This is a genomic window from Ruegeria sp. N4, from assembly GCF_056531425.1.
Window position 1 is genome coordinate 173,650 of sequence record NZ_JBQFLT010000005.1, and the last position, 21,005, is coordinate 194,654.

The window sequence follows — 21,005 nt, forward strand, 5'->3', positions numbered from 1 at the left end:
CTTCAAATTTACGTACAATCTGTATGTATGTTGAAATAAACATACAGGCTGTTTGTATGCAAGAAAAAACTACGACACCCGTCCCGAATGCAGATCGTCGCGCAGCGATGCGTGCCCGTCTGATTTCACACGCCCGCGCGCTGTTTGTTGAAAAAGGGTATGCGGACACGTCGACACCCGAGATCGTGCGCGCCGCAAATGTCACGCGTGGCGCGCTGTATCATCACTTTACGGACAAGCAGGACCTCTTCCGCGCTGTTGTCAGGGCCGAGGCTGAAGCCTTGGCGCAAGCGATCGACAAAAGCGCACAGTCCACGAGCGAGGCGCCGATGACTGCAGGCAGCATGGCGTTCTTTCAGGCCATGCGTGTATCCGGACGGGCTCGTTTGTTACTGATCGACGGCCCCGCCGTGCTGGGACACGCGGAAATGGTGGCCATCGATGCGGGCGGCGGACGCCGAAGCCTGCACGAGGGGCTTGCGGCCGCGTTGCCGCAAGCTGATTCCGCTGAACTTGAGGCGCTCTCCGACGTCTTGTCGGCCGCTTACGACCGCGCGGCATTGGCCATTGCCCAAGGGCAACCGCAAAAGCCTTATGTTCAGGTCATGACCCGACTGATCGAGGCCGCAACGCGCAGTTAAGAGCTTTTGGCCGCTGTATTCTTGGCTGCCGTCTTCTTGGTCGCCGTCTTTTTGGCTGCGGCTTTCTTCTTTGGGGCCGCCTTTTTCTTGGTGCCCTTCTTCGCCGCCCGCTCGTTGACCAGTTCGATGGCCATCTCTTGCGTTACGTCTTCGGGCTTGATGTCCTTGGGAATGGTGGCGTTCACCTTCTCCCATTTCACATAGGGCCCATAACGTCCGTCCAGGACCTGCATCGCGCCACCATCGGGGTGCTCGCCCAGCTCTTTCAAAGGTTTGGCCGCAGCCCGACGGCCGCGCCCCGGATTGGCGCGTTTTTCGGCCAGCAGTTCAACGGCGCGGTTCATACCGATCTCGAACACATCGTTGGGGTCTTTGAGGTTGGCGTAAACCGGCTTTGCCTCGTCGGCCAGTTGATGCATCAGGTAAGGCCCAAACCGCCCAAAGTTCGAGGTGATCATGCCGCCCTCGGGGTGTTCGCCGATCTGGCGGGGCAGGGACAGCAGGGTCAGCGCCTTTTCCAGATCCATGTCATCCTTGCTCCACCCGCGGGGCAGCGAGGCGCGCGGAGGTTTCTTGTTCTCTGGCGTCGGTTCGCCGCGCTGAACATATGGACCGAACCGCCCGGATTTCAGCCAGATCTCGTCCCCGGCATCTTCGCCCAGCAGACGTTCCTCGCCCTCGGCCCCTTCACCTGCGATGGGACGGGTGTAGTTGCATTCAGGATAGTTGCCGCAACCGACAAAGCCGCCGGTGCGTGAGGTTTTGAGATGCAACTGGCCCACGCCGCATTTTGGGCAGACACGCGGATCGGACCCGTCCTCGCGCGGCGGATACAGCTGAGGCGCAAGCGCTTCGTCCAGCCTGTCCAGCACTTCTGAAATGCGCAGTTCCGACGTTTCACCAATCGCGGCCGAGAAGTCGCGCCAGAACTTGCCCAGAAGGTCCTTATAGTCGCGGTCACCGGCGCTGACGTCGTCCAGTTCTTCTTCCAGATTGGCCGTGAATTCATAGCCCACATACTGACGGAAGAAATTCAGCAGGAAGATCGTGACGATCCGGCCCTTTTCCTCGGGGATCAGCCGGTTCTTGTCCTTGCGAACATATTCGCGGTCCTGAATCGTTGTCACGATCGAGGCGTAGGTCGAGGGGCGACCGATCCCCAATTCCTCCATCCGCTTGACCAGCGTGGCCTCGGTATAGCGCGGGGGGGGCTGGGTGTGATGTTGCAGCGCCAGCACGGCTTCGTTGTCGGACAGAATGGCGGCTTTATCTTCGGCTTTTGCGAACTGATCACGCAGCGACAGCTTGGCGAACCGCGCCGGATCGCCCTGCATGATCTGCGGCAGGCGCTTTTCGTCGTCATCGGCCACATCGTCGCGGCCTTCTTCGTAGACGCGCATGAACCCGTCGAACAGCACCACCTGACCGGTAGCGCGCAGGCCGACCTGCCCGTCATCGCTGCCGATCTCGACAGTTGTGCGTTCCAGCCGTGCAGCGGCCATCTGACAGGCAATGGTGCGTTTCCAGATCAGATCGTAAAGTTTGCGCTGATCTTCGTCGGTGACCTTCAGCGCCTTGGCGTCGCGCGACATATCCGTCGGGCGGATACATTCGTGGGCTTCCTGCGCGTTCTTGGCCTTGTTCTTATACATGCGCGGGCTGTCTGGCACATATTCGGAACCATAACGATCCGCGATTGTCTCACGCGTGGCGGCCACCGCCTCGGGTGCCATGTCGATGCCGTCGGTCCGCATATAGGTGATATAGCCGGCCTCATACAACCGCTGCGCCACCTGCATCGCATGGCGTGCGCCCATGCCGAACTTGCGGCTGGCTTCCTGCTGTAGGGTCGACGTCATGAATGGGGCGCTGGGGTTGCGGGCAGCCGGTTTCGCCTCGACCGAGGTAACGCTGAGTGCGCGGCTGGTGATCGCCTGAACCGCCAGTTCCGCCTGTGTGGCGTTGGCCAGATCGTGCTTATCCAGTTTCTTCCCGGCCAGAGTGACCAGACGCGCCTCAAAGGTCTGGCCACGCGGCGTTTCGAACAGCGCGCGCACCGACCAGTATTCGACCGGTTTGAACGCCTCGATCTCCATCTCGCGTTCGACGATCAGGCGCAGGCAGACCGATTGCACCCGGCCCGCCGACCGGGCTCCTGGCAGTTTGCGCCACAGAACCGGAGAGAGGTTGAAGCCCACCAGATAGTCCAGCGCGCGACGCGCCAGATACGCCTCGACCAGCGGCATGTCGACCTGACGCGGGTTCTGCATCGCCTCGGTCACCGCCTCTTTGGTGATGGCGTTGAAGGTGACGCGGCTGACGGGCGTGTCCTTCTTGATCGAGCGGCGCTTGGTCAGCGCCTCCTGCAGGTGCCAGCTGATCGCCTCGCCCTCGCGATCGGGGTCGGTGGCGAGGATCAGTGCGTTGTCTTCCTTCAGCGCGTCGGCGATGGCTTTGACATGCTTGCGGCTGTCATTGCCAACCTCCCATTTCATCGAAAATTCATGGTCGGGATCGACAGATCCGTCCTTGGGCGGCAGGTCGCGAACATGACCGTATGAGGCCAGAACCGTGTAGTCGGGGCCAAGATACTTGTTGATCGTTTTTGCTTTGGCCGGAGATTCTACAACAACTACGGGCATTTAAGAGGAATCCTCGTTCGACGGGCTTTGCGCTTTGTATGGCCGTGCAAAATGTGTGCGGCAAGATCGAATTGTCAATGCGTTCCTTTGGTCACCAGCGGGCGCGCGTCGATTTAGTGCGTCTTCCGGTGGGCTAACGGCCCGTTTTGTCGCCACTTTGGCGTCAACCGGCCAAGGACAGAAGACCGCCGGGTTGGCGTTGAATCCGCCCATCCAGTTCCAGATCGACCAGAATGGGGCCGATTTCCCCTGCGGTCGCGGCGATGTCGCGGATCAGCTGGTCCTCGGCAATGGGTGAAGGCCCCAGCCGCATCAGAATCTCGTTATGCAGCGCAGCAGGGTTGGAGGCGGGCTTTGGGTCGGTCGCAACCGGGGAGGGCGGTTCTGAGAACATCTCGGCGTGTTCAGGTGGCAAGGCGTCAATCACATCCTCCGCCGAGCGCACTAAAGTCGCCCCGTCGCGGATCAGCAGATTGCACCCCGCGGCGCGTGCATCGAACGGATGTCCCGGAACCGCCAGAACCTCGCGCCCCTGATCCAAAGCGTCGCGGGCCGTGATCAGGCTGCCGGATTTGGCGGCGGCTTCAACCACCACAACCGCTTGCGCCAGGCCTGAAATGATTCGGTTGCGGCGCGGAAAATGCCGCGCCTGCGGGGTCACGCCGATGGGTTGTTCGGACAGGCGCAGGCCGGTTTCGGCAATGTCCCGTGCAAGATCCGTATTCTCAGCCGGGTAGATCACATCCACACCACCGGCCATAACCGCAATCGTCCCGGTATCGACCGAGGCCAAATGTGCGGACGTATCGATCCCTCGGGCCAGCCCCGAGACGATGACGAACCCTTTCTCACCAAGCTCTTTCGCCAGCCCGCGCGCCATGCGGGCCCCCAGGGACGAGCAATTGCGCGCGCCGACCATCGCAATCGACCGCCGTTTCAGGACGGACGTATCCCCAATCGCCCACAGCAACGGCGGGGCGTCGGACAGGTCCATCAAGGCATCTGGGAAATCGGCGGCCCCAAGGCACAAAAGCAGCGCTTTGGCGGCTTTTGCGGCCTTGAGCTCCGCCTCAATCACGCCGGGGGGGCAAATTTCATACCCTTCTATTCCGGCAGCGCGTGCCATTTCCGGCAGCGCGGCCAGCGCATTCTGCGCCGAGCCATGTTCGCGCAGCAGCCGACGAAACGTCGCCGGGCCAACCTTGCGCGAGCGCAACAGACGGAGCCAGGAAAACCTGTCCTCTTCCGTGGTGGGTGGGAGTGGGGGGTGATTGGAAGAAAGCTGCTCTTCGGTCATCCGATGCTCCGCCTGATTGCAGAACTGGTTTACGATTGCGCGGGTTAACAGCCTGTGAATCTTGGAAAATTATACACAATCTCTTTCGAAAAACCGCAAGAGTATTCGCTAAACTGTTGAAATTTAACAAAACAAAATCTGCAGTGAATTTTTTGTCAAACGGTGGAACGCGTTGACACGAAGCCAAAAGAAAGGCGCAGGTTAACCCTGCGCCGTCCGTATCACTGGTTCGTCCGACTCAGGCGGCCGAGCCGCCGACCGTCAAACCATCCATCAGAACCGTGGGCTGACCGACCCCGACCGGAACCCATTGGCCATCCTTGCCGCAGGTGCCCATCCCCGGATCCAGTGCCATGTCATTGCCCAGCCCCCGAATCCGCTTGAGCGCCGACGGCCCGTCCCCGATCAGCGTGGCCCCTTTGACCGGCGCGCCGATCTTGCCGTTTTCGACCCGATACGCCTCGGTGCAGGAGAACACGAATTTGCCGTTGGTGATATCCACCTGACCGCCCCCGAAGCCAACGGCCCAGATACCGTCCTTGATATCGGCCACCAGCGCGGCCGGATCAGCCTCACCGCCCAGCATGATAGTGTTGGTCATGCGCGGCATGGGTTTGTGCGCATAGCTTTGCCGCCGCCCGTTGCCAGTGGGCGCAACGCCCATCAGGCGCGCGTTCTGGCGGTCCTGCATATAGCCGGTCAGCACACCGTCTTCGATCAACACAGTCCGCGAACTGGGCGTGCCCTCATCATCCACACTGATCGAGCCGCGACGGTCGGAGATCGTGCCGTCATCGACCACCGTGACGCCCTTCGAGGCGATCTGCTGGCCCATCAACCCGGCAAAGGCCGAACTGCCCTTGCGGTTGAAGTCGCCTTCAAGCCCATGACCGATGGCTTCGTGCAGCAGGATGCCGGGCCAGCCGGGGCCAAGCGCCACTTCCATCACGCCAGCCGGGGCAGGGACCGCATCCAGATTGACCAGAGCGATTCGCAACGCTTCGCGCGCCTTGTCCTGCCAATTGGTCGGATCCAGCAGCCCGCTTAGGCCAATGCGCCCGCCACCGCCTGCCGAGCCGCTTTCACGACGGCCATTCTGTTCGACAATCACCGAGACATTGACCCGTGTCATCGGGCGCACATCGCGCACCAGCACACCATCGGGGCGCAGAATCTCGACCTCTTGCACCTCGGCGCTGATCGAGGCGCTGACCTGCACGACGCGGGAATCAAGGTCGCGGGCGAAGGCGTCAATCTCGCGCAAGGTTTCGATTTTCACCGGAAAGGCGGCGGATTCGATGGGGTCCTCGTCCGTGTAAAGCCGCGTATTGGTGGCGCGCGGGGCCTCGGCCAGAGTACCGCCACCGTCGCCCACGGCCAGTCGCGCCGTCTCGGACGCGCGCTTTAGTGCGGGGATCGAAACCTCGGTCGAATGGGCATATCCGGCAACCTCACCTTGCACCGCACGCAGGCCGAACCCTTCGGACGCATCGTAGGATGCGGTGCGCAAACGCCCGTCATCAAAGACCAGAGCCTCGGATTTTCGCCGCTCGACAAACAGCTCTCCGTCCTCGGCCCCGGCTGTCGCGGACTGCAGTATAGACAGCGCTTCGTCATGCGGCAGAGCGTTTTCAAAGGGGCGAAACGGGGCTTGAGCCATGGGTTGGGACCTTTCGGGTTTGATCCAGATCAAAAATAGCGTCTGTTTGACGCAAGCATTTTGCTTTATCTACCAGCAGGAATATGGTTTTTAACGCGGCCAAAGACAACGGGAGAGGTGCGACCGATTCACACCTTTTCGCCAGGGACGCAAAGATCAAACGATCAGGACAGAACATGAAGAATGCTTTGATGCTTTCGGGCTTTATGACAGCCCTCTCCAGCCTTCCCGCCATGGCTCAGGAGCTTGAGATTATTGGCAAGCCGGTCGATGGCGGCCTTGGGTTCCAGCCTGCGGCCACCAGCCTTGCCGAAGGCATCCACAAGTTGGATACGATGATTCTGGTGATCATCACCTTGATCTGCGTGTTTGTTGCCGCGCTGCTGGTTTACTGCATCGTGCGCTACAATCAGCGTGTAAACCCAACCCCGGCGCGGTTCTCGCACTACACCCCGGTCGAGATTGCGTGGACCTTGGGCCCGATCCTGATTCTGGTCTTTATCGGTGCCTTCTCGCTGCCGGTGCTGTTCAAGCAGCAGGAGATTCCCGAAGGCGACATCACCATCAAGGTGGTCGGGAACCAGTGGTACTGGACCTATGAATATGTCGATCACGATTTCGCGTTTGACAGCTATCTGCTGGGCCATCCGGCCACGCTGGACGAAGGTGCGCGGCCTGCGGATGCAGACGTCACTCCGTTCGTGCTGGACGATGCGATGCGCGCCAAGCTGGCCGACTCGGGCTACAGCGATGATGAGTGGCTGCTGGCCACCGACACCGCCGTGGTTGTTCCGGTTGGCAAAGTGATCGTGATGCAAGTCACCGCATCAGACGTGATCCATTCGTGGACCATCCCGTCCTTCGGCGTGAAGCAGGACGGCGTGCCCGGACGTCTGGCCGAGCTGTGGTTCGAGGCTGACAAGGAAGGCATCTATTTCGGTCAGTGCTCGGAACTGTGCGGCAAGGACCACGCTTATATGCCGATCACTGTGAAGGTCGTCAGCGAAGAGGCCTATGAACAGTGGCTGCAAGGCGCGATCGACGAATATGCGGGCCTGCCGCAAAGCTATCAGGTTGCTTCGAACTAAGCACTGTGCGGGCAGGGCGACCTGTCTGCAATAAACAGCCAGCTGCGCGGGGGATCGCGCAGCTTTCGCCGCAAAAGGACCCGGAATGACCGACGCAAGCATCAATGCCAGCGCAACGACCGCTCAGGCGCACGCGGATGAGGCCAGCTTTGGCGATTACTTCGCCCTGCTGAAGCCCCGCGTCATGTCTCTGGTCGTGTTCACGGCCTTGGTCGGTCTGCTGGCAGCTCCGGTTGCGGTGCACCCCTTCGTGGGTTTCTGCGCCATTCTGTTCATCGCCATCGGCGGCGGAGCCTCGGGCGCGCTGAACATGTGGTGGGATGCGGATATCGACAAGGTGATGAAGCGTACCAAGAACCGCCCGATCCCTTCCGGTAAGGTAGAAGAAGGCGAGGCGCTGGCGGTCGGGCTGGCCCTGTCCGGTCTGTCGGTAATCATGCTGGGCCTTGCGACCAACTGGTTCGCGGGTGCGTTTCTGGCCTTCACCATCTTTTTCTACGTGGTCGTCTATACGATGTGGCTGAAGCGCACGACGCCGCAGAACATCGTGATCGGCGGCGCTGCGGGTGCGTTCCCTCCGGTGATCGGCTGGGTTGCGGCAACCGGGTCGATGTCGATCGAGCCCTGGCTGATGTTTGCCCTGACTTTCATGTGGACACCGCCGCATTTCTGGGCGCTGGCGTTGTTCATGCGCTCGGACTATGACGACGCAGGCGTGCCGATGCTGACCGTCACGCATGGTCGTCGCGCAACACGCTGGCATATTCTGGTTTACACCGTGCTGCTGGCCCTGCTGGCAGTCGGCACGTCCTTCTCGGGCATTGGCGGCCCGGTCTATCTGACCGTCGCGCTGGTGCTGAACGCGCTGTTCCTGCGCGGCGCATGGCAGATCGCGCGCCGGACCGAGGACGATTCCGAGGCAGACAACTTCAAAGTCGAGCGTGGGTTCTTCAAGCTTTCGCTTCTCTACCTCTTCCTGCATTTCGGGGCTATTCTGGTCGAAGCCCTGCTGAAACCTTACGGCTTGGGAGGCTGGTCATGAGCCTGCGCAAAAGCCACGAACTGCACCAACGCCGCTTTGGCCGCAACCTTGGGGTCGGGCTGACCCTGGCGGCGTTCATCGTGATCATTTTTGGCCTGACGGTCGTGAAAGTGTCGGGCACAGACTTTGGCATGGCGACTGAGGAGGTACAGAATTGATGGCATTGACCGGCCCGCAGAAGACGGTTGCACAAACGGTGGGTGTGGTTGTCCTGATGGGCAGCCTGGCCTGGGCCGCTGTCCCCTTCTACGACTGGTTCTGTCGCGTCACTGGGTTTGGCGGCACCACCGGCGTGGCCGAAGCGGCCCCCGAAGACATTCTGGACCGCACCGTCACCATTCGCTTTGATGCCTCAAAGGCCAAGGGCATGGCGTGGGAGTTCAAACCCGTCGAGCGCGAGATGGAAGTGCGCATCGGCGAGACCGGGCTGGCCTTTTACGAGGCCTACAACCCGACCGACCGACCCATCGCCGGGCAAGCGTCGTACAATGTGGCGCCTTATTCGGCCGGCGGCTATTTCCAGAAAATCGCCTGTTTCTGCTTTGAGGAACAGGTACTGCAACCGGGCGAGCGGGTAGAGATGCCCGTCAGCTTTTTCGTCGACCCCGAAATGGTCGAGGATCTGGAAGCGAAATATGTGCATACGATCACTCTGTCGTATACATTCTACGAAATTGACCTGCCCGAGGGCTTTGCCGCCCTGGACGCGCAGACCGATACAAACACGAACTAACGCCTTTAGGTGAGGGACACTGATGGCACACGCAAAAGACCATGATTACCACATTCTGAACCCCTCAATCTGGCCGCTTGTCGGCGCGATTGGGGGCTTTGTGATGCTGTTCGGAGCCGTCCTGTGGATGCACGGCATCACGCCATGGATGTTCTGGGCCGGTTTGGTGGCTGTTCTTTATACCATGTTCGCCTGGTGGTCCGAAGTGGTGGTCGAAAGCCGCCAGGGCGATCACACGCCGGTCGTGCGCATCGGTCTGCGCTATGGCTTCATTCTGTTCGTGATGTCCGAGGTGATGTTCTTCTTTGCCTGGTTCTGGTCATTCTTCAAACATCGCATGTATCCGATGTACGACTATGCAGGCACTGAATACATCCAGCCGGATATCCATGCGGTTGACCCGTTCCACCTGCCGCTGATCAACACTCTGGTCCTGCTGCTGTCGGGCTGTGCGATCACCTGGGCGCACCACGCGCTGGTGCACGACAATGACCGCAAGGCGCTGATCAACGGTCTGGCCATCGGTATCGTTCTGGGCATCGCCTTCACCGCGCTGCAGGGTTTCGAATATTATGAATTGCTCGCGCATGAGGACTGGAAGTTTGGCGGCGACCAGTTCTACTCGAACTTCTTCATGGCGACCGGTTTCCACGGCGCGCATGTGATCATCGGCACGATCTTCCTGTCGGTCTGTCTGATCCGCGCGCTCAAGGGCGACTTTACCCCTGAAAAGCACGTGGGTTTCGAGGCTGCTGCCTGGTACTGGCACTTTGTTGACGTCGTCTGGCTGTTCCTGTTCTTCGCCGTCTACATCTGGGGCCAGGCCCCGCTGATGTAACACCGGTCAGGTGATCCAATTGCAAAAGCCGCCCCTTGGGGCGGCTTTTTCTCGATTAGGGCGCTTTTCGTTTTATCTAGATTTCTTCATCAGAATGCGCGTTCGACCGAAGGGAGAGGCAGCGCATTCTGATTCAAAACAAACGAAAAGCGCTTCAAGGGCGCAAGATTGCGCCCGATACAATTGCGTGGTTGCAATCCGGCCCGCGCCGCCCTTAACAAGACGCCGGTTCCTGCAATGAGGTTTGCCCCCGCCATGCGCCGCTTTTTGTTTCTGCTGATCTTCGGCCTTGCCGGTCTCGCCGTGCTGGTGTCGCTGGGCGTGTGGCAGGTGCAAAGGCTGGCATGGAAACAGGGCGTGCTGGCGGAGATCGACAGCCGCATTTCAGCCGACCCTGTGGCGCTGCCGCAGCAGATCTCCGAGGGTGTTGACAAATACCTGCCGGTCGTCGTCGAGGGCGACATGGAACCGGGTGAAATCCACGTTCTGGTCTCGGTCAAGCAGGTCGGGGCAGGGTACCGCATCATCCAGTCCTTCAGCACGCAGGGCCGGACCATTCTGGTAGATCGCGGATTTGTGCCGACCACGGCGAAACAGACCGACCGCCTGACCGGGCCTATGCAGATCACCGGCAATCTGCACTGGCCAGATGAGATCGACAGTTACACGCCCGAGCCCGATATCGATGCCAACATCTGGTTTGCCCGCGACGTGCCCAATCTGGCCGCCGCTTTGGGGGCAGAGCCTGTCTTGCTGATCGCCCGGTCGCAAACCGACCCCGGCATCACGCCCTTGCCCGTCAGCACGACGGGCATTCCGAACGATCATCTGCAATATGCAATCACTTGGTTTGGTCTGGCTCTGGTCTGGGCCGCGATGACCGGGTACTTCCTGTGGCGCAGCCGTGCCAATTCTGAAAGTGACGCGACATGAAATATATCTCGACCCGTGGGCAGGCGCCCGAACTGAGTTTTGAAGAGGCGATGCTGACCGGGCTGGCCCGTGATGGCGGCCTGTACCTGCCCGCCGAAATCCCGGTGATGAGCCACGACGACATCGCCGCTTTGGCCGGTCTGCCCTATGAGGAAATCGCGTTTCGGGTGATGTGGCCCTATGTCAGCGGCTCATTTGCCGAAGGTGAGTTCAAGGATATCATCGCCCGCGCCTATGAAGGCTTCGGCCACGATGCCCGCGCGCCGCTGAAGCAGTTGAACGAGAACCACTTCCTGCTGGAGTTGTTCCACGGGCCGACGCTGGCCTTCAAGGATTTCGCCATGCAGCTGATCGGTCAGCTATTCCAGGTGGCGCTTAAACGGCGCAATGATCGCGTGACCATCGTGGGCGCGACCAGCGGCGACACCGGCTCGGCCGCGATTGAGGCGTTCCGGGGGCTGGACGCGGTGGACGTGTTCATCCTGTTCCCGCATGGCCGCGTGTCCGAGGTACAGCGCCGTCAGATGACGACACCCGCCGACAGCAATGTTCATGCACTGGCCGTTGATGGCGATTTTGACGATTGTCAGGCCGCCGTGAAAGATATGTTCAACGATTTCGACTTCCGCGACGGGGTCAAACTGGCCGGTGTGAACTCGATCAACTTTGCGCGCGTGCTGGCGCAGGTGGTGTATTATTTCTCGGCGGCCACCAGCCTTGGCGCACCGCATCGCAAGGTCAGCTTTACCGTGCCCACCGGAAATTTCGGTGACATCTTTGCCGGTTACATCGCCAAACGCATGGGCCTGCCCATCGACCGTCTGGTGGTGGCGACGAACCAGAACGACATCCTGCATCGCTGCCTCTCGGGCGAGGGGTATTTCAAGGGCGATACCATCCCTTCGATCAGCCCGTCGATGGATATTCAGGTCAGCTCGAACTTTGAGCGCGCGCTGTATTACGCTTATGGCGAGGATGGCAGCGCCGTGGCGCAGTTGATGGATGAACTCAAGTCCGGTGGCTTCAACGTCAGTCAGGGCGCGATGGAGGCGCTGCGCGAGAATTTCGACTCGGGAAGGGTGTCCGAGGAGGAAACGCTGGCGACGATCAAATCCACGCTGGGTCGCAGCGCCGAGCTGGTCTGCCCGCACACCGCCGTTGGCATCAAGGTCGCCGAGGATCACCGCGCGGCGGACGTTCCGATGATCACGCTGGCCACCGCGCACCCGGCGAAATTCCCGGCGGCGGTCGAGACGGCGAGCGGCGAACATCCGCCTCTTCCATCCCGCATGTCTGATCTGTATGAACGTCCGGAACGGGTGACGCGGATTGCCAATGATCTGGGCGCCCTTGAGGATCATATCAGAAGGCATATTGCTGAGTGACAGTCAGACAGGACCAGCTGAAGAACGGTTTTCGTATCGTCAGTGAACATATGCCGGGGCTGCAATCGGCGGCCATCGGCATCTGGGTGACCGCCGGCGGGCGGCATGAACGGATCGAACAGAACGGCATCGCCCATTTCCTTGAGCATATGGCGTTCAAGGGTACGGAACGGCGGTCCGCGCTGCAAATCGCTGAGGCGATCGAGGATGTGGGCGGCTATATCAACGCCTATACCTCGCGCGAGGTCACGGCCTATTACGCGCGTGTGCTGAAAGACGATGTGGCGCTGGCGATGGATGTGATCGGCGACATTGTTCTGAACCCGGTTTTCGACCCGCGCGAGATTGAGGTTGAGCGTGGTGTGATCCTGCAGGAGATCGGTCAGGCTTATGACACGCCCGACGACGTGATCTTTGACTGGTTGCAGGAGCAGAGCTATCACGATCAGCCCTTGGGGCGAACCATACTGGGACCAACCGAACGGGTCAGCGCGTTCTCGCGTGAGGATCTGTCGGGGTTCGTGGCGGAACATTACGGGCCCGAGCAGATGATCCTGTCCGCAGCGGGTGCCGTGGATCACGATGCGCTGATGAAAATGGCCGAAGAAATGTTTGGTCATCTGCAACCGCGCAAGGGTCTGATCCCCGAAGCGGCCCGTTTCACCGGCGGTGAGGCTCGGCAGGAGAAAGAGCTGGAGCAGGCCCATTTCGCGCTGGCTCTGGAAAGTCCGGGCTACAGTGACGATGCGATCTATACGGCGCAGATTTACTCGACTGCCTTGGGCGGCGGCATGTCCTCACGCCTGTTTCAGGAGGTGCGTGAGACGCGCGGGCTGTGCTATACGATCTTTGCCCAGACCGGGGCCTATGCCGATACCGGAACGACCACGATCTATGCCGGAACCTCGGCCGATCAGGTGGGCGAACTGGCGACGATCACAATTGATGAGATGAAGCGCGCGGCCGAGGACATGAGCCCCGAAGAGGTCGCCCGCGCCCGCGCCCAGATGAAGGCGGGGATGCTGATGGGGCTGGAAAGCCCATCGAACCGCGCGGAACGTCTGGCGCGTCTGGTGCAGATCTGGGGAAGGGTGCCCTCGCTTGAGGATACGGTCGCCAAGATCGACGCGGTCAGCACCGAGGATGTACGTGCCTTTGCCGAGAAGATGGCGGTGCAGGCCCCGGCGGCGCTGGCGCTGTATGGCCCCGTTTCAGGCGCGCCGTTGCTGGCGGAATTGCAGGAGAGGCGTGCGGCGTGATGCTGTTGGGCAGACGCAAGCTGAAACTCGAAACCGAGCGCCTGAGCCTGCGCCCGCCCGTCCATTCCGACTTCAACAACTGGACCGCGCTGCGCCGATCCTCGAAAGACTACCTGACCCCGTGGGAGCCGATCTGGGCCAAGGACCATCTGAGCCGGAAATCTTTTACCAATCGCGTCTACTGGGCGCAGCGCTCGGTCGCCAGCGGCACCGCCATTCCGCTGTTTCTGTTCCGGCGTGAAGATGACGTGCTGTTGGGTGCAATCACGCTGGACAATATTCGTCGCGGCCCGGCGCAAGCGGGCACGCTGGGGTATTGGACCGGGCAGGCATTCGCACGCCGTGGTTACATGCGCGAGGCCATTGGGGCGGTTGTTCACCACGCTTTCACGCGTTTGGATCTGAGCCGGATCGAGGCAGCCTGTCTGCCGGAAAACGCGGCCTCTCGGGGGTTGTTGGAAAGCTCGGGGTTCAAATATGAAGGCGTGGCGCAGTCCTATTTGCAGATCAATGGGCGGTGGCGGACGCATGTTCTGTACGCGAGCCTTCGATCGGATCGGCGCGGCAAGACGGACGCGGGGTAAGGGGGCGCTGCCCCCGTCGCGGCAGGCCGCGACTCCCCCGAGATATTTTTGGCCAGATGAACAAGGGGCACGTCGCACAAAAGTTGGCACCTGATTTGTGCCGCTCGGACATGCGCAACTAAAGCGCATGACTTGGGGGCGTTCTGCGCTACACTCTGGGTATGCGCTGGTTGGTTGCGGCATTGATGGTGATTTCGGGCGGGGCCGCAGCGCAAGAGCGGCGGCCGAGCCATTGCATCGCCATTGCGGATGCAGCTCCGGGGATCGCGTATATCCACAAGGCGGCCTGGCAGGATCCTGTGCCTGAGTTTTCGGTCCGGATCAGTTATGTCGCCCATGCGTCTTTTCTGATCCAGACGCGCGGCGGGTTGAACGCAGTGACGGATTTCACCGGGTTCATTGGTGGTGCCGACCTGATCCCGGACATCGTGACCATGAACCACGCCCACAGCACCCATTGGACGGCCCACCCGGACCCCGCGATCCCGCATGTTCTGCCGGGATGGGGCGAGTTCGGTCAGGGGATCGATCACTACCTCGATCTGGGTGAGATGCTAGTGCGCAATGTTTCGACCGACATCCGCTCGGTCTATGGCGGGGTGGAAGAACAGGGCAACTCGATCTTTGTCTTCGAGGTTGAGGGCTTGTGCATCGGTCATCTGGGGCATCTGCACCACGTGCCCTCGGATGAGCAATTCGCGGCGCTGGGGCGGTTGGATGTGGTCATGGCGGCGGTGGATGGGGGTACGACAATGCCATTGCCCGACATGATTTCGGTGCTGAGGCGGCTGAAAAGCTCGGTCATCATCCCGATGCACTGGTTTTCCAGTTTCTCGCTGGATCGGTTTCTGGTCGATATCCGTGATGAGTTCCCTGTTGTGCGTGAAGGCACGTCCGAAATCACCGTATCGTTGCGCACGTTGCCTGACCGGCCAACCGTTGTGGTGCTTGAGCCGGAATATCTGATTGATCTGGAATAAGGCTTGTGGGTGCCGTGCACCTTGGGCAATGAATAGCAATGACCCTGAACCCCGCTGATGACCATCTTGCAGACCTGATCCGCTCAACCGTGGGGATCGATGTGCTGCGCCCGATTTCAGAGCGATATCTGGAAGAACCGCGTGGCCGGTTTTCCGGGCAGCCGGGCCTGTTGGCCCTGCCGCATTCGATCGAAGAGGTTTCCGCCCTTGTCCGGCTTGCGTCCGAGCAGGCGGTGCCCGTTCTGCCATATGGCGGCGGTACAGGTCTGGTCGGGGGGCAGGTGATGCCTGACGGGCCGACCCCGTTGGTGATCTCATTGGAACGCATGACCGCGATACGTGAGGTCTATCCCACCGAGAATGTCATGATTGTCGAAGCGGGCGCTGTACTGGCCGATGTGCAGGCCGCGGCCGAGGCGGCGGGACGGCTGTTTCCTCTGGCATTGGCGGCGCAGGGGTCATGCCGGATTGGCGGCAACCTTGCGACCAATGCGGGTGGGGTCAATGTGCTGCGCTATGGCAACGCCCGCGATCTGTGTCTTGGGCTTGAAGCCGTGCTGCCAAGCGGTGAGATCTGGCATGGTCTCAGCCGGTTGCGGAAGGACAACACGGGCTATGATCTGCGCAATTTGCTGATCGGGTCCGAAGGCACGTTGGGGATCATCACGGCGGCGTCGCTGAAGCTGTTTCCGCGCCCCGCGGCGACCGGGACTGCGATTTTTCAGGTTGCCTCACCCGAGGCCGCGATCGACCTGCTTGGCGTGGCGCGCGATCAGGTGGGCGAGACGGTCAGTACGTTTGAGTTGATCCATAGGCAGGGGCTGGACTTCTTGACCGAGGTGTTGCCGGATGTGCGCCAGCCGTTTGACACGCCGCCAGACTGGTCCGTTCTGATCGAGCTGGGCCTGCCTGCCGGGCAAAACCCGTATGACGCTTTGGAGGCCCTGTTCAGCGCTGCGAGTGCAAGGGGTTTGGTCAATGACGGGGTGATCGCGCAAAGCGAGGCGCAGCGTCAGGAGCTTTGGGCGGTGCGGGAAAACATCCCCGAAGCAAATCGCTTGATCGGTTCGGTCTCGAGCCACGACATCTCAGTGCCGATTTCGGCGATCCCCGAGTTCATTCAGCATGGGGCTGAGATTATCGGGGCGCTGGGGCCGTTCCGGATCAACTGCTTTGGTCATCTGGGCGACGGCAACCTGCATTACAACGTGTTTCCGCCCAAGGGGCAGAGCCGGGCAGATTTTGCCGAAGACCGCATGCTGGTCAAACAGGCGGTGCACGATCTCGTGCATGCGTTCGAAGGATCTGTCAGCGCGGAGCATGGGATAGGTCGGCTAAAGACAGAGGATCTTGAGCATTTCTCTGACCCGACGAAACTGTCTGCCATGCGGGCGATCAAGGCGGCTTTGGACCCAAAGGGCATCATGAACCCGGGCGCTGTTCTAAAGATGTGATCACGGCCCAGCCGGGACCGGGCCGTGAAGAACAGTGCTTAGGACGCAGGCAGGATCACCTTGTCGATGACGTGGATCACGCCGTTGCTTGTCTCGATATCGGCCTGAACAACGTTGGCGTCATTGACCATCACGCCCGAGTCCAGATCGATGGTGATGTCACCACCCTGAACGGTCGCAGCGGTCATGTCGTCGGACAGATCGCCCGACATCACTTTGCCCGGCACGACGTGGTAGGTCAGGACCGCCACAAGCTGATCTTTGTTTTCCGGCTTCAGCAGGTCCGCAACCGTGCCCTCGGGCAGCGCTGCAAAGGCTTCATCGGTCGGGGCAAACACGGTGAACGGGCCCTCACCCTTCAGCGTATCCACCAGCTCGGCAGCCTGAACAGCTGCAACAAGGGTTTCAAAGCTTCCGGCGGCGACGGCGGTGTCGACAATGTCTTTGCCGTGGCCATCGGCCATGGCCGAGGTGCTCAGAAGGATCGAAGCAACACTGACGGCGGCGAATTTGCGAAACATAACGTAGTCTCCCTGGTTTGGAATGCTCTCAGCAGCATCAACCGGGATACGCCGGGCGCATGGAACAGATCACATGAAACGCGCAAAGAATTGGCTTGAAAACCGGCGAAGCCGGGCTAAGCCCGAGCCATTTCAGATTTCCACTCAAAAATATGTGATTTTGTTTAGGTCAAAGACCTTCGAATTCGCAAAGGATGTGCACATCCATGCCCATCTCTTCCAGAACCTTGCGCCCGCCCAGCTCGGGCAGGTCGATGATGAAAGCGCAAGAGACGATTTCGCCACCCAGACGTTCGATCAGCTTGATCCCGGCCGCCGCAGTGCCGCCTGTCGCCAGCAGGTCGTCGACCACCAGGATTTTCTCGCCGGGCAGAATGGCGTCATCGTGGATCTCGACAATCGCCTCGCCGTACTCCAGTTTGTAATCCTGACTGATCGTGGTGCCCGGCAGTTTGCCCTTTTTGCGGATCGGCACAAAACCGACGCTAAGCTGGTGCGCGATGGCACCGCCCAGAATGAACCCGCGCGCTTCCAGCCCCACAACCTTGTCGATCCGTTCACCCGCGTAAGGGTGCAGCATCTGGTCGATGGCCATGCGAAACCCGCGGGGATCGGCAAACAGGGTCGTCACATCGCGGAACATGATCCCTTCATGGGGGAAATCGACGATGGTCCGGATGTAATCTTTGACCGTCTTGTTTCTGGACATGAGGCAACCCTTTGGCGTCAAAACACGCCGGGCTGTTTGGCCCATCGGGGTCAGTCATGCAAGAAAAGAATACCGCCTGCGCCTATTTGCGGCGGTCCGGGGACGCCTTGGGCAAACCGTAATATCGGTACAGTGCGGCGGGCAACCAGGACAGGTGCGGTTTGCGCCAGTTGCGCTGATCTCGCAAAAGAAATGCCTGAGCAGTATGAAGGTTCATTGCCATAATCCTATTTTTGTTGTTATGTGCCCGCTATCTACAACTTCTATGCCATGTATATACATTGCATCGCAAAGAGATTCAAGATTCAGACGGGAAAAAGGCGCGTGGCAAAGAAAGACGGTAAGGGTTCCACCAAGAAAAACAGTCAGTTGGTCTTGCGTCTGGACAAAGATGAACGCGATGCTTTTGTCGAATTGTGCAAAGAGCTCGACACCTCGGCAGCGCGCGAAATCCGCCGCTTTATTCGCGGTTTCATGAAGGAAAACGCCGAGGAATAGGTCAGGCAGGGCGGCGCAGTACCGCTGTTGCGATGCCCATTCCGATCAGCGCGATCCCTCCGGCGCGTGTCAGGGCGGTAATCACGCCCGCGCGTCCGATCATCACGCGCAACCGGTCGGCCAACAGCGCATAGGCCAGCGCATTCAGCGCGGCAAGTCCGACGAATGTGGCGATCAGGATAACGAATTGCGGACCCAGAGGCTCGGCGGGGCGCAGGAACTGGGGCACAAAGGCAATGAAGAACGCAATGGATTTGGGGTTCAGCGCGGTCACTGCGGCAGCGTGACCAAAGACGCCTCGGGCGGTTACATCGCGCCCGGTCTCTACCGGGGTCAATCCGCCAGACGGGGCGCTGCGCAGCAGCTTTAACCCTAACCAGACCAGATAGACCGCTCCGACCCATTTCAGGACGGTGAATAACGTCGCCGAGGCCAGAACCAGCGCGCCCAGCCCCAAAAGCGAGGCCGTCATTGCAATCAGATCACCCAGCGCAACCCCGGTGGCCGAGGCCACGGCGACGCTGCGCCCCTTGGACAGCGCATAGCTGAGGACCAGCAACACCGTTGGTCCAGGGATCAGCAGCAGCGCAGTTGATGCGGCGACAAAGGCCAGCCAGAGTTCGAAAGACATGGTTCACCCGGATTTGTGCAACCCGCAGCAAGCCCATTTGGCGCGCTGGGGTCAAGAGTTTTGCTGTGAGCGCCACAACATTAACCCCAGATTAAGCTTGGCGTATGTTTCTTGAATCTGGCAAACCGGCCCCCAGACTAAGGGCATCACTGCATTCGGCGGAGTCATCGATGAACCGAACTCAAAAAGTAGGGCAGGGCACCGCGCCAAGCGATGCGCCCGGTACGCGTCGTGTGACCCGGCTGTTTGTCACCTTGTTTGCTTTGGTCGCCGTTCTGTATCTGGCCGCTGTCGGATACATGTACGTTAATCAACGCAACTTGCTGTTCAAACCGATGGGGGATTTGCCAGAACCCGGAGCAGTCGGGTTGGCGGATGCGGACGTCATCACATTGCCCATGTCGGATGGAACCGAACTGACCGCATGGTCAGCAACGCCAGCCACCGAAGATGCGCCAACCGTGTTGTTCTTCCACGGTCAGGGCGGCAATCTGGGCGACCGGGCTGCGCGCCTTCGGGAAATCCTCAACAGCGGCTACGGGCTGCTTGCCCCTAGCTATCGGGGCTATCCCGGCAGCGCAGGTGAGCCGTCCGAGGTGGCATTCGTGTTGGATGGGCTGGAACTGTTCGACTGGCTGAACGATCAGGACAAACCCGTCGTTTTGCATGGCCAAAGCCTGGGCACGGGAGTTGCGGCTGCCGTTGCGGCGCAGCGTCCAGCGGCCGAGTTGCTCGTGCTTGAAGCCCCATTTACCGCAACCGTTGACGTGGCGGGTGAGCGTTACCCGTGGCTTCCGGTCAAAGCGTTGATGAAGGACCATTTCGCCACCCGTGACATCATGGCGGATATCGAGGTCCCGACGCTGATCTTCCACGGCTCGGCGGATACGGTTGTTCCTTCCCATCACGGACAGGCTTTGGCGTCACTGGCCGAGGATACGGCCAGCCTGTATCTGATCATCGGTGGAACACATGATGATTTGTGGTCGCACGGGCTGTGGCAGGTGGTCCAGGACACGCTGCCCCAGCCCTGAGCGCATCAAAGCACTCGCCCGGCCACCGCGTCCAGCTTGGACAGCAAGACCAGATCGCGCTTTTCCGGGGCCGTAAGGATCGCATATTCCAATGCCCGGTCACATCCGTGCGGGCAGGGCACGCGCACGGCCCCCAACAAGGATGGCAATCCTTTGACCAACGCCTGTCCCTTTTCGGCATTGCCGGTCAGGGTTGCGATGATGGCGGTGACATCAACCTCGCCATGGTCCGGGTGCCAGCTGTCATAATCGGTGACCATCGCGATGGAGGCATAGCAAAGCTCGGCCTCACGGGCGAGTTTCGCCTCGGGCATGTTGGTCATTCCGATGACATCACAGCCCCATTGCTCGCGGTACATTTTGGATTCGGCCAGCGACGAGAATTGTGGCCCCTCCATTGCCAGATAGGTTCCGCCGCGATGGATGTTGATACCCGCAGCCTTACCGGCGGTCTCACACGCATCGCTCAGCCGCGGGCATGTGGGGTGGGCAACGCTGACATGCGCAACGCATCCGGTGCCAAAGAAGCTTTTCTCGCGTGCAAACGTCCGGTCGATGAACTGATCGACGATCACAAAATCGCCCGGAGCCATATGCTCGCGAAACGATCCACAGGCCGAGACCGAGATCACATCCGTCACGCCCAAGCGTTTCAGCGCATCGATATTGGCGCGATAGGGCACTTCGGTGGGCGAATGCACATGCCCGCGCCCGTGGCGGGGTAGAAAGGCCATCTCGACCCCATCCAGCGATCCGGTCAGGATCTGATCGGACGGTGCGCCCCATGGCGTTTCGACCGTGACCCATTGCGCGTTTTGCAGGCCATCGATGTCATAAATACCCGATCCTCCGATCACGGCGATTTTTGTTTGGGTCACGTTCGGCCTCCGCACTGAATTTCTGATACCCGAGTTCTGCGACCCGGCGATCAAATTGGCAAGTGCAGTCAACTGTTTGTGTCTTGTGCACGTGTCCTAAGGGTGAAGTTATGCAAGAAATGCATAGCGGGTTCCCGTTAATGTGGTATCTCAGCCCGGGCTTAACCGGTAGAAGGCCCCCTTCGCGCGAACATAACG

Annotated in this window: 21 protein-coding genes; 14 read left to right on the top strand and 7 right to left on the bottom strand. The window is 60.3% G+C overall.

The genetic code is table 11. The features are described 5' to 3' along the window. Positions 1-56 precede the first annotated feature (56 nt). The gene (locus ACR0LW_RS10245; RefSeq protein WP_480580256.1) at positions 57-641 is read left to right on the top strand and encodes a TetR/AcrR family transcriptional regulator; all 585 of its coding nucleotides are present in this window, start codon (positions 57-59) and stop codon (positions 639-641) included. Here the strand turns inward: ACR0LW_RS10245 and topA are convergent. The 3 genes from topA to tldD form a co-directional block, all read right to left on the bottom strand. Beyond that, on the bottom strand, positions 638-3,283 hold the full coding sequence (gene topA / locus ACR0LW_RS10250) for a type I DNA topoisomerase (protein WP_480882588.1): 2,646 nt from the start codon (positions 3,281-3,283) through the stop codon (positions 638-640). The two genes, ACR0LW_RS10245 and topA, sit on opposite strands and share 4 nt — an antisense overlap. A gap of 163 nt (positions 3,284-3,446) precedes the next feature. Continuing rightward, entirely contained in the window at positions 3,447-4,580 is a 1,134-nt protein-coding gene (dprA, locus tag ACR0LW_RS10255; protein ID WP_480882589.1) for a DNA-processing protein DprA, read from the bottom strand. Between the two features lie 238 nt (positions 4,581-4,818). Further along, positions 4,819-6,240: a metalloprotease TldD gene (tldD, locus tag ACR0LW_RS10260; protein WP_480882590.1), complete on the bottom strand. Its 1,422-nt coding sequence runs from the start codon at positions 6,238-6,240 to the stop codon at positions 4,819-4,821. 176 nt (positions 6,241-6,416) lie between these two features. Between tldD and coxB the strand changes: the two genes are divergently transcribed. The 11 genes from coxB (at position 6,417) to ACR0LW_RS10315 (ending at position 16,536) form a co-directional block, all read left to right on the top strand. Further along, positions 6,417-7,328 (top strand): cytochrome c oxidase subunit II, encoded by a 912-nt coding sequence (gene coxB / locus ACR0LW_RS10265; RefSeq protein WP_170632913.1) that lies wholly within the window; start codon positions 6,417-6,419, stop codon positions 7,326-7,328. A gap of 85 nt (positions 7,329-7,413) precedes the next feature. Then, positions 7,414-8,370: a heme o synthase gene (cyoE, locus tag ACR0LW_RS10270; protein WP_480580265.1), complete on the top strand. Its 957-nt coding sequence runs from the start codon at positions 7,414-7,416 to the stop codon at positions 8,368-8,370. Beyond that, complete coding sequence (locus tag ACR0LW_RS10275) at positions 8,367-8,528, top strand: hypothetical protein (protein ID WP_170632917.1); 162 nt, start codon at positions 8,367-8,369, stop codon at positions 8,526-8,528. Before cyoE ends, ACR0LW_RS10275 begins: the two co-directional genes overlap by 4 nt. Further along, the gene (locus ACR0LW_RS10280) at positions 8,528-9,103 is read left to right on the top strand and encodes a cytochrome c oxidase assembly protein (RefSeq protein WP_170454229.1); all 576 of its coding nucleotides are present in this window, start codon (positions 8,528-8,530) and stop codon (positions 9,101-9,103) included. Before ACR0LW_RS10275 ends, ACR0LW_RS10280 begins: the two co-directional genes overlap by 1 nt. Positions 9,104-9,125: 22 nt before the next feature. Beyond that, a complete protein-coding gene (locus ACR0LW_RS10285; protein ID WP_170454227.1) occupies positions 9,126-9,941 on the top strand; it encodes a cytochrome c oxidase subunit 3 in 816 nt (271 codons plus the stop codon). A gap of 255 nt (positions 9,942-10,196) precedes the next feature. Next, positions 10,197-10,874, top strand: a complete 678-nt coding sequence (locus ACR0LW_RS10290; RefSeq protein ID WP_480882637.1) for an SURF1 family protein — start codon at positions 10,197-10,199, stop codon at positions 10,872-10,874. Next, entirely contained in the window at positions 10,871-12,259 is a 1,389-nt protein-coding gene (thrC, locus tag ACR0LW_RS10295; protein WP_480580268.1) for a threonine synthase, read from the top strand. The genes ACR0LW_RS10290 and thrC overlap by 4 nt, the downstream gene beginning before the upstream one ends. Beyond that, complete coding sequence (locus ACR0LW_RS10300) at positions 12,256-13,518, top strand: M16 family metallopeptidase (RefSeq protein WP_480882591.1); 1,263 nt, start codon at positions 12,256-12,258, stop codon at positions 13,516-13,518. The genes thrC and ACR0LW_RS10300 overlap by 4 nt, the downstream gene beginning before the upstream one ends. After that, positions 13,518-14,102 (top strand): GNAT family N-acetyltransferase, encoded by a 585-nt coding sequence (locus tag ACR0LW_RS10305; protein ID WP_170454219.1) that lies wholly within the window; start codon positions 13,518-13,520, stop codon positions 14,100-14,102. Before ACR0LW_RS10300 ends, ACR0LW_RS10305 begins: the two co-directional genes overlap by 1 nt. A 161-nt stretch (positions 14,103-14,263) precedes the next feature. Continuing rightward, positions 14,264-15,082: an MBL fold metallo-hydrolase gene (locus ACR0LW_RS10310; RefSeq protein ID WP_480626805.1), complete on the top strand. Its 819-nt coding sequence runs from the start codon at positions 14,264-14,266 to the stop codon at positions 15,080-15,082. 38 nt (positions 15,083-15,120) lie between these two features. Further along, positions 15,121-16,536: an FAD-binding oxidoreductase gene (locus tag ACR0LW_RS10315; RefSeq protein ID WP_480882592.1), complete on the top strand. Its 1,416-nt coding sequence runs from the start codon at positions 15,121-15,123 to the stop codon at positions 16,534-16,536. 38 nt (positions 16,537-16,574) lie between these two features. Here the strand turns inward: ACR0LW_RS10315 and ACR0LW_RS10320 are convergent, their stop codons facing one another. Beyond that, a complete protein-coding gene (locus tag ACR0LW_RS10320) occupies positions 16,575-17,057 on the bottom strand; it encodes a fasciclin domain-containing protein (RefSeq protein WP_170454213.1) in 483 nt (160 codons plus the stop codon). A gap of 169 nt (positions 17,058-17,226) precedes the next feature. Beyond that, a complete protein-coding gene (locus ACR0LW_RS10325; protein WP_170454211.1) occupies positions 17,227-17,766 on the bottom strand; it encodes an adenine phosphoribosyltransferase in 540 nt (179 codons plus the stop codon). A gap of 324 nt (positions 17,767-18,090) precedes the next feature. Here ACR0LW_RS10325 and ACR0LW_RS10330 point away from each other — a divergent pair, with 324 nt between their 5' ends. Beyond that, positions 18,091-18,264 (top strand): hypothetical protein, encoded by a 174-nt coding sequence (locus ACR0LW_RS10330; protein WP_170520607.1) that lies wholly within the window; start codon positions 18,091-18,093, stop codon positions 18,262-18,264. 1 nt (position 18,265) lies between these two features. Here ACR0LW_RS10330 and ACR0LW_RS10335 read toward each other — a convergent pair whose 3' ends face one another. Continuing rightward, entirely contained in the window at positions 18,266-18,895 is a 630-nt protein-coding gene (locus ACR0LW_RS10335; protein WP_170454209.1) for a LysE family translocator, read from the bottom strand. A gap of 170 nt (positions 18,896-19,065) precedes the next feature. Here ACR0LW_RS10335 and ACR0LW_RS10340 point away from each other — a divergent pair, with 170 nt between their 5' ends. Continuing rightward, positions 19,066-19,929: an alpha/beta hydrolase gene (locus tag ACR0LW_RS10340; RefSeq protein ID WP_480882593.1), complete on the top strand. Its 864-nt coding sequence runs from the start codon at positions 19,066-19,068 to the stop codon at positions 19,927-19,929. Between the two features lie 5 nt (positions 19,930-19,934). Here the strand turns inward: ACR0LW_RS10340 and ACR0LW_RS10345 are convergent, their stop codons facing one another. Next, a complete protein-coding gene (locus tag ACR0LW_RS10345; RefSeq protein WP_170454205.1) occupies positions 19,935-20,807 on the bottom strand; it encodes an S-methyl-5'-thioadenosine phosphorylase in 873 nt (290 codons plus the stop codon). Positions 20,808-21,005: the final 198 nt, after the last annotated feature.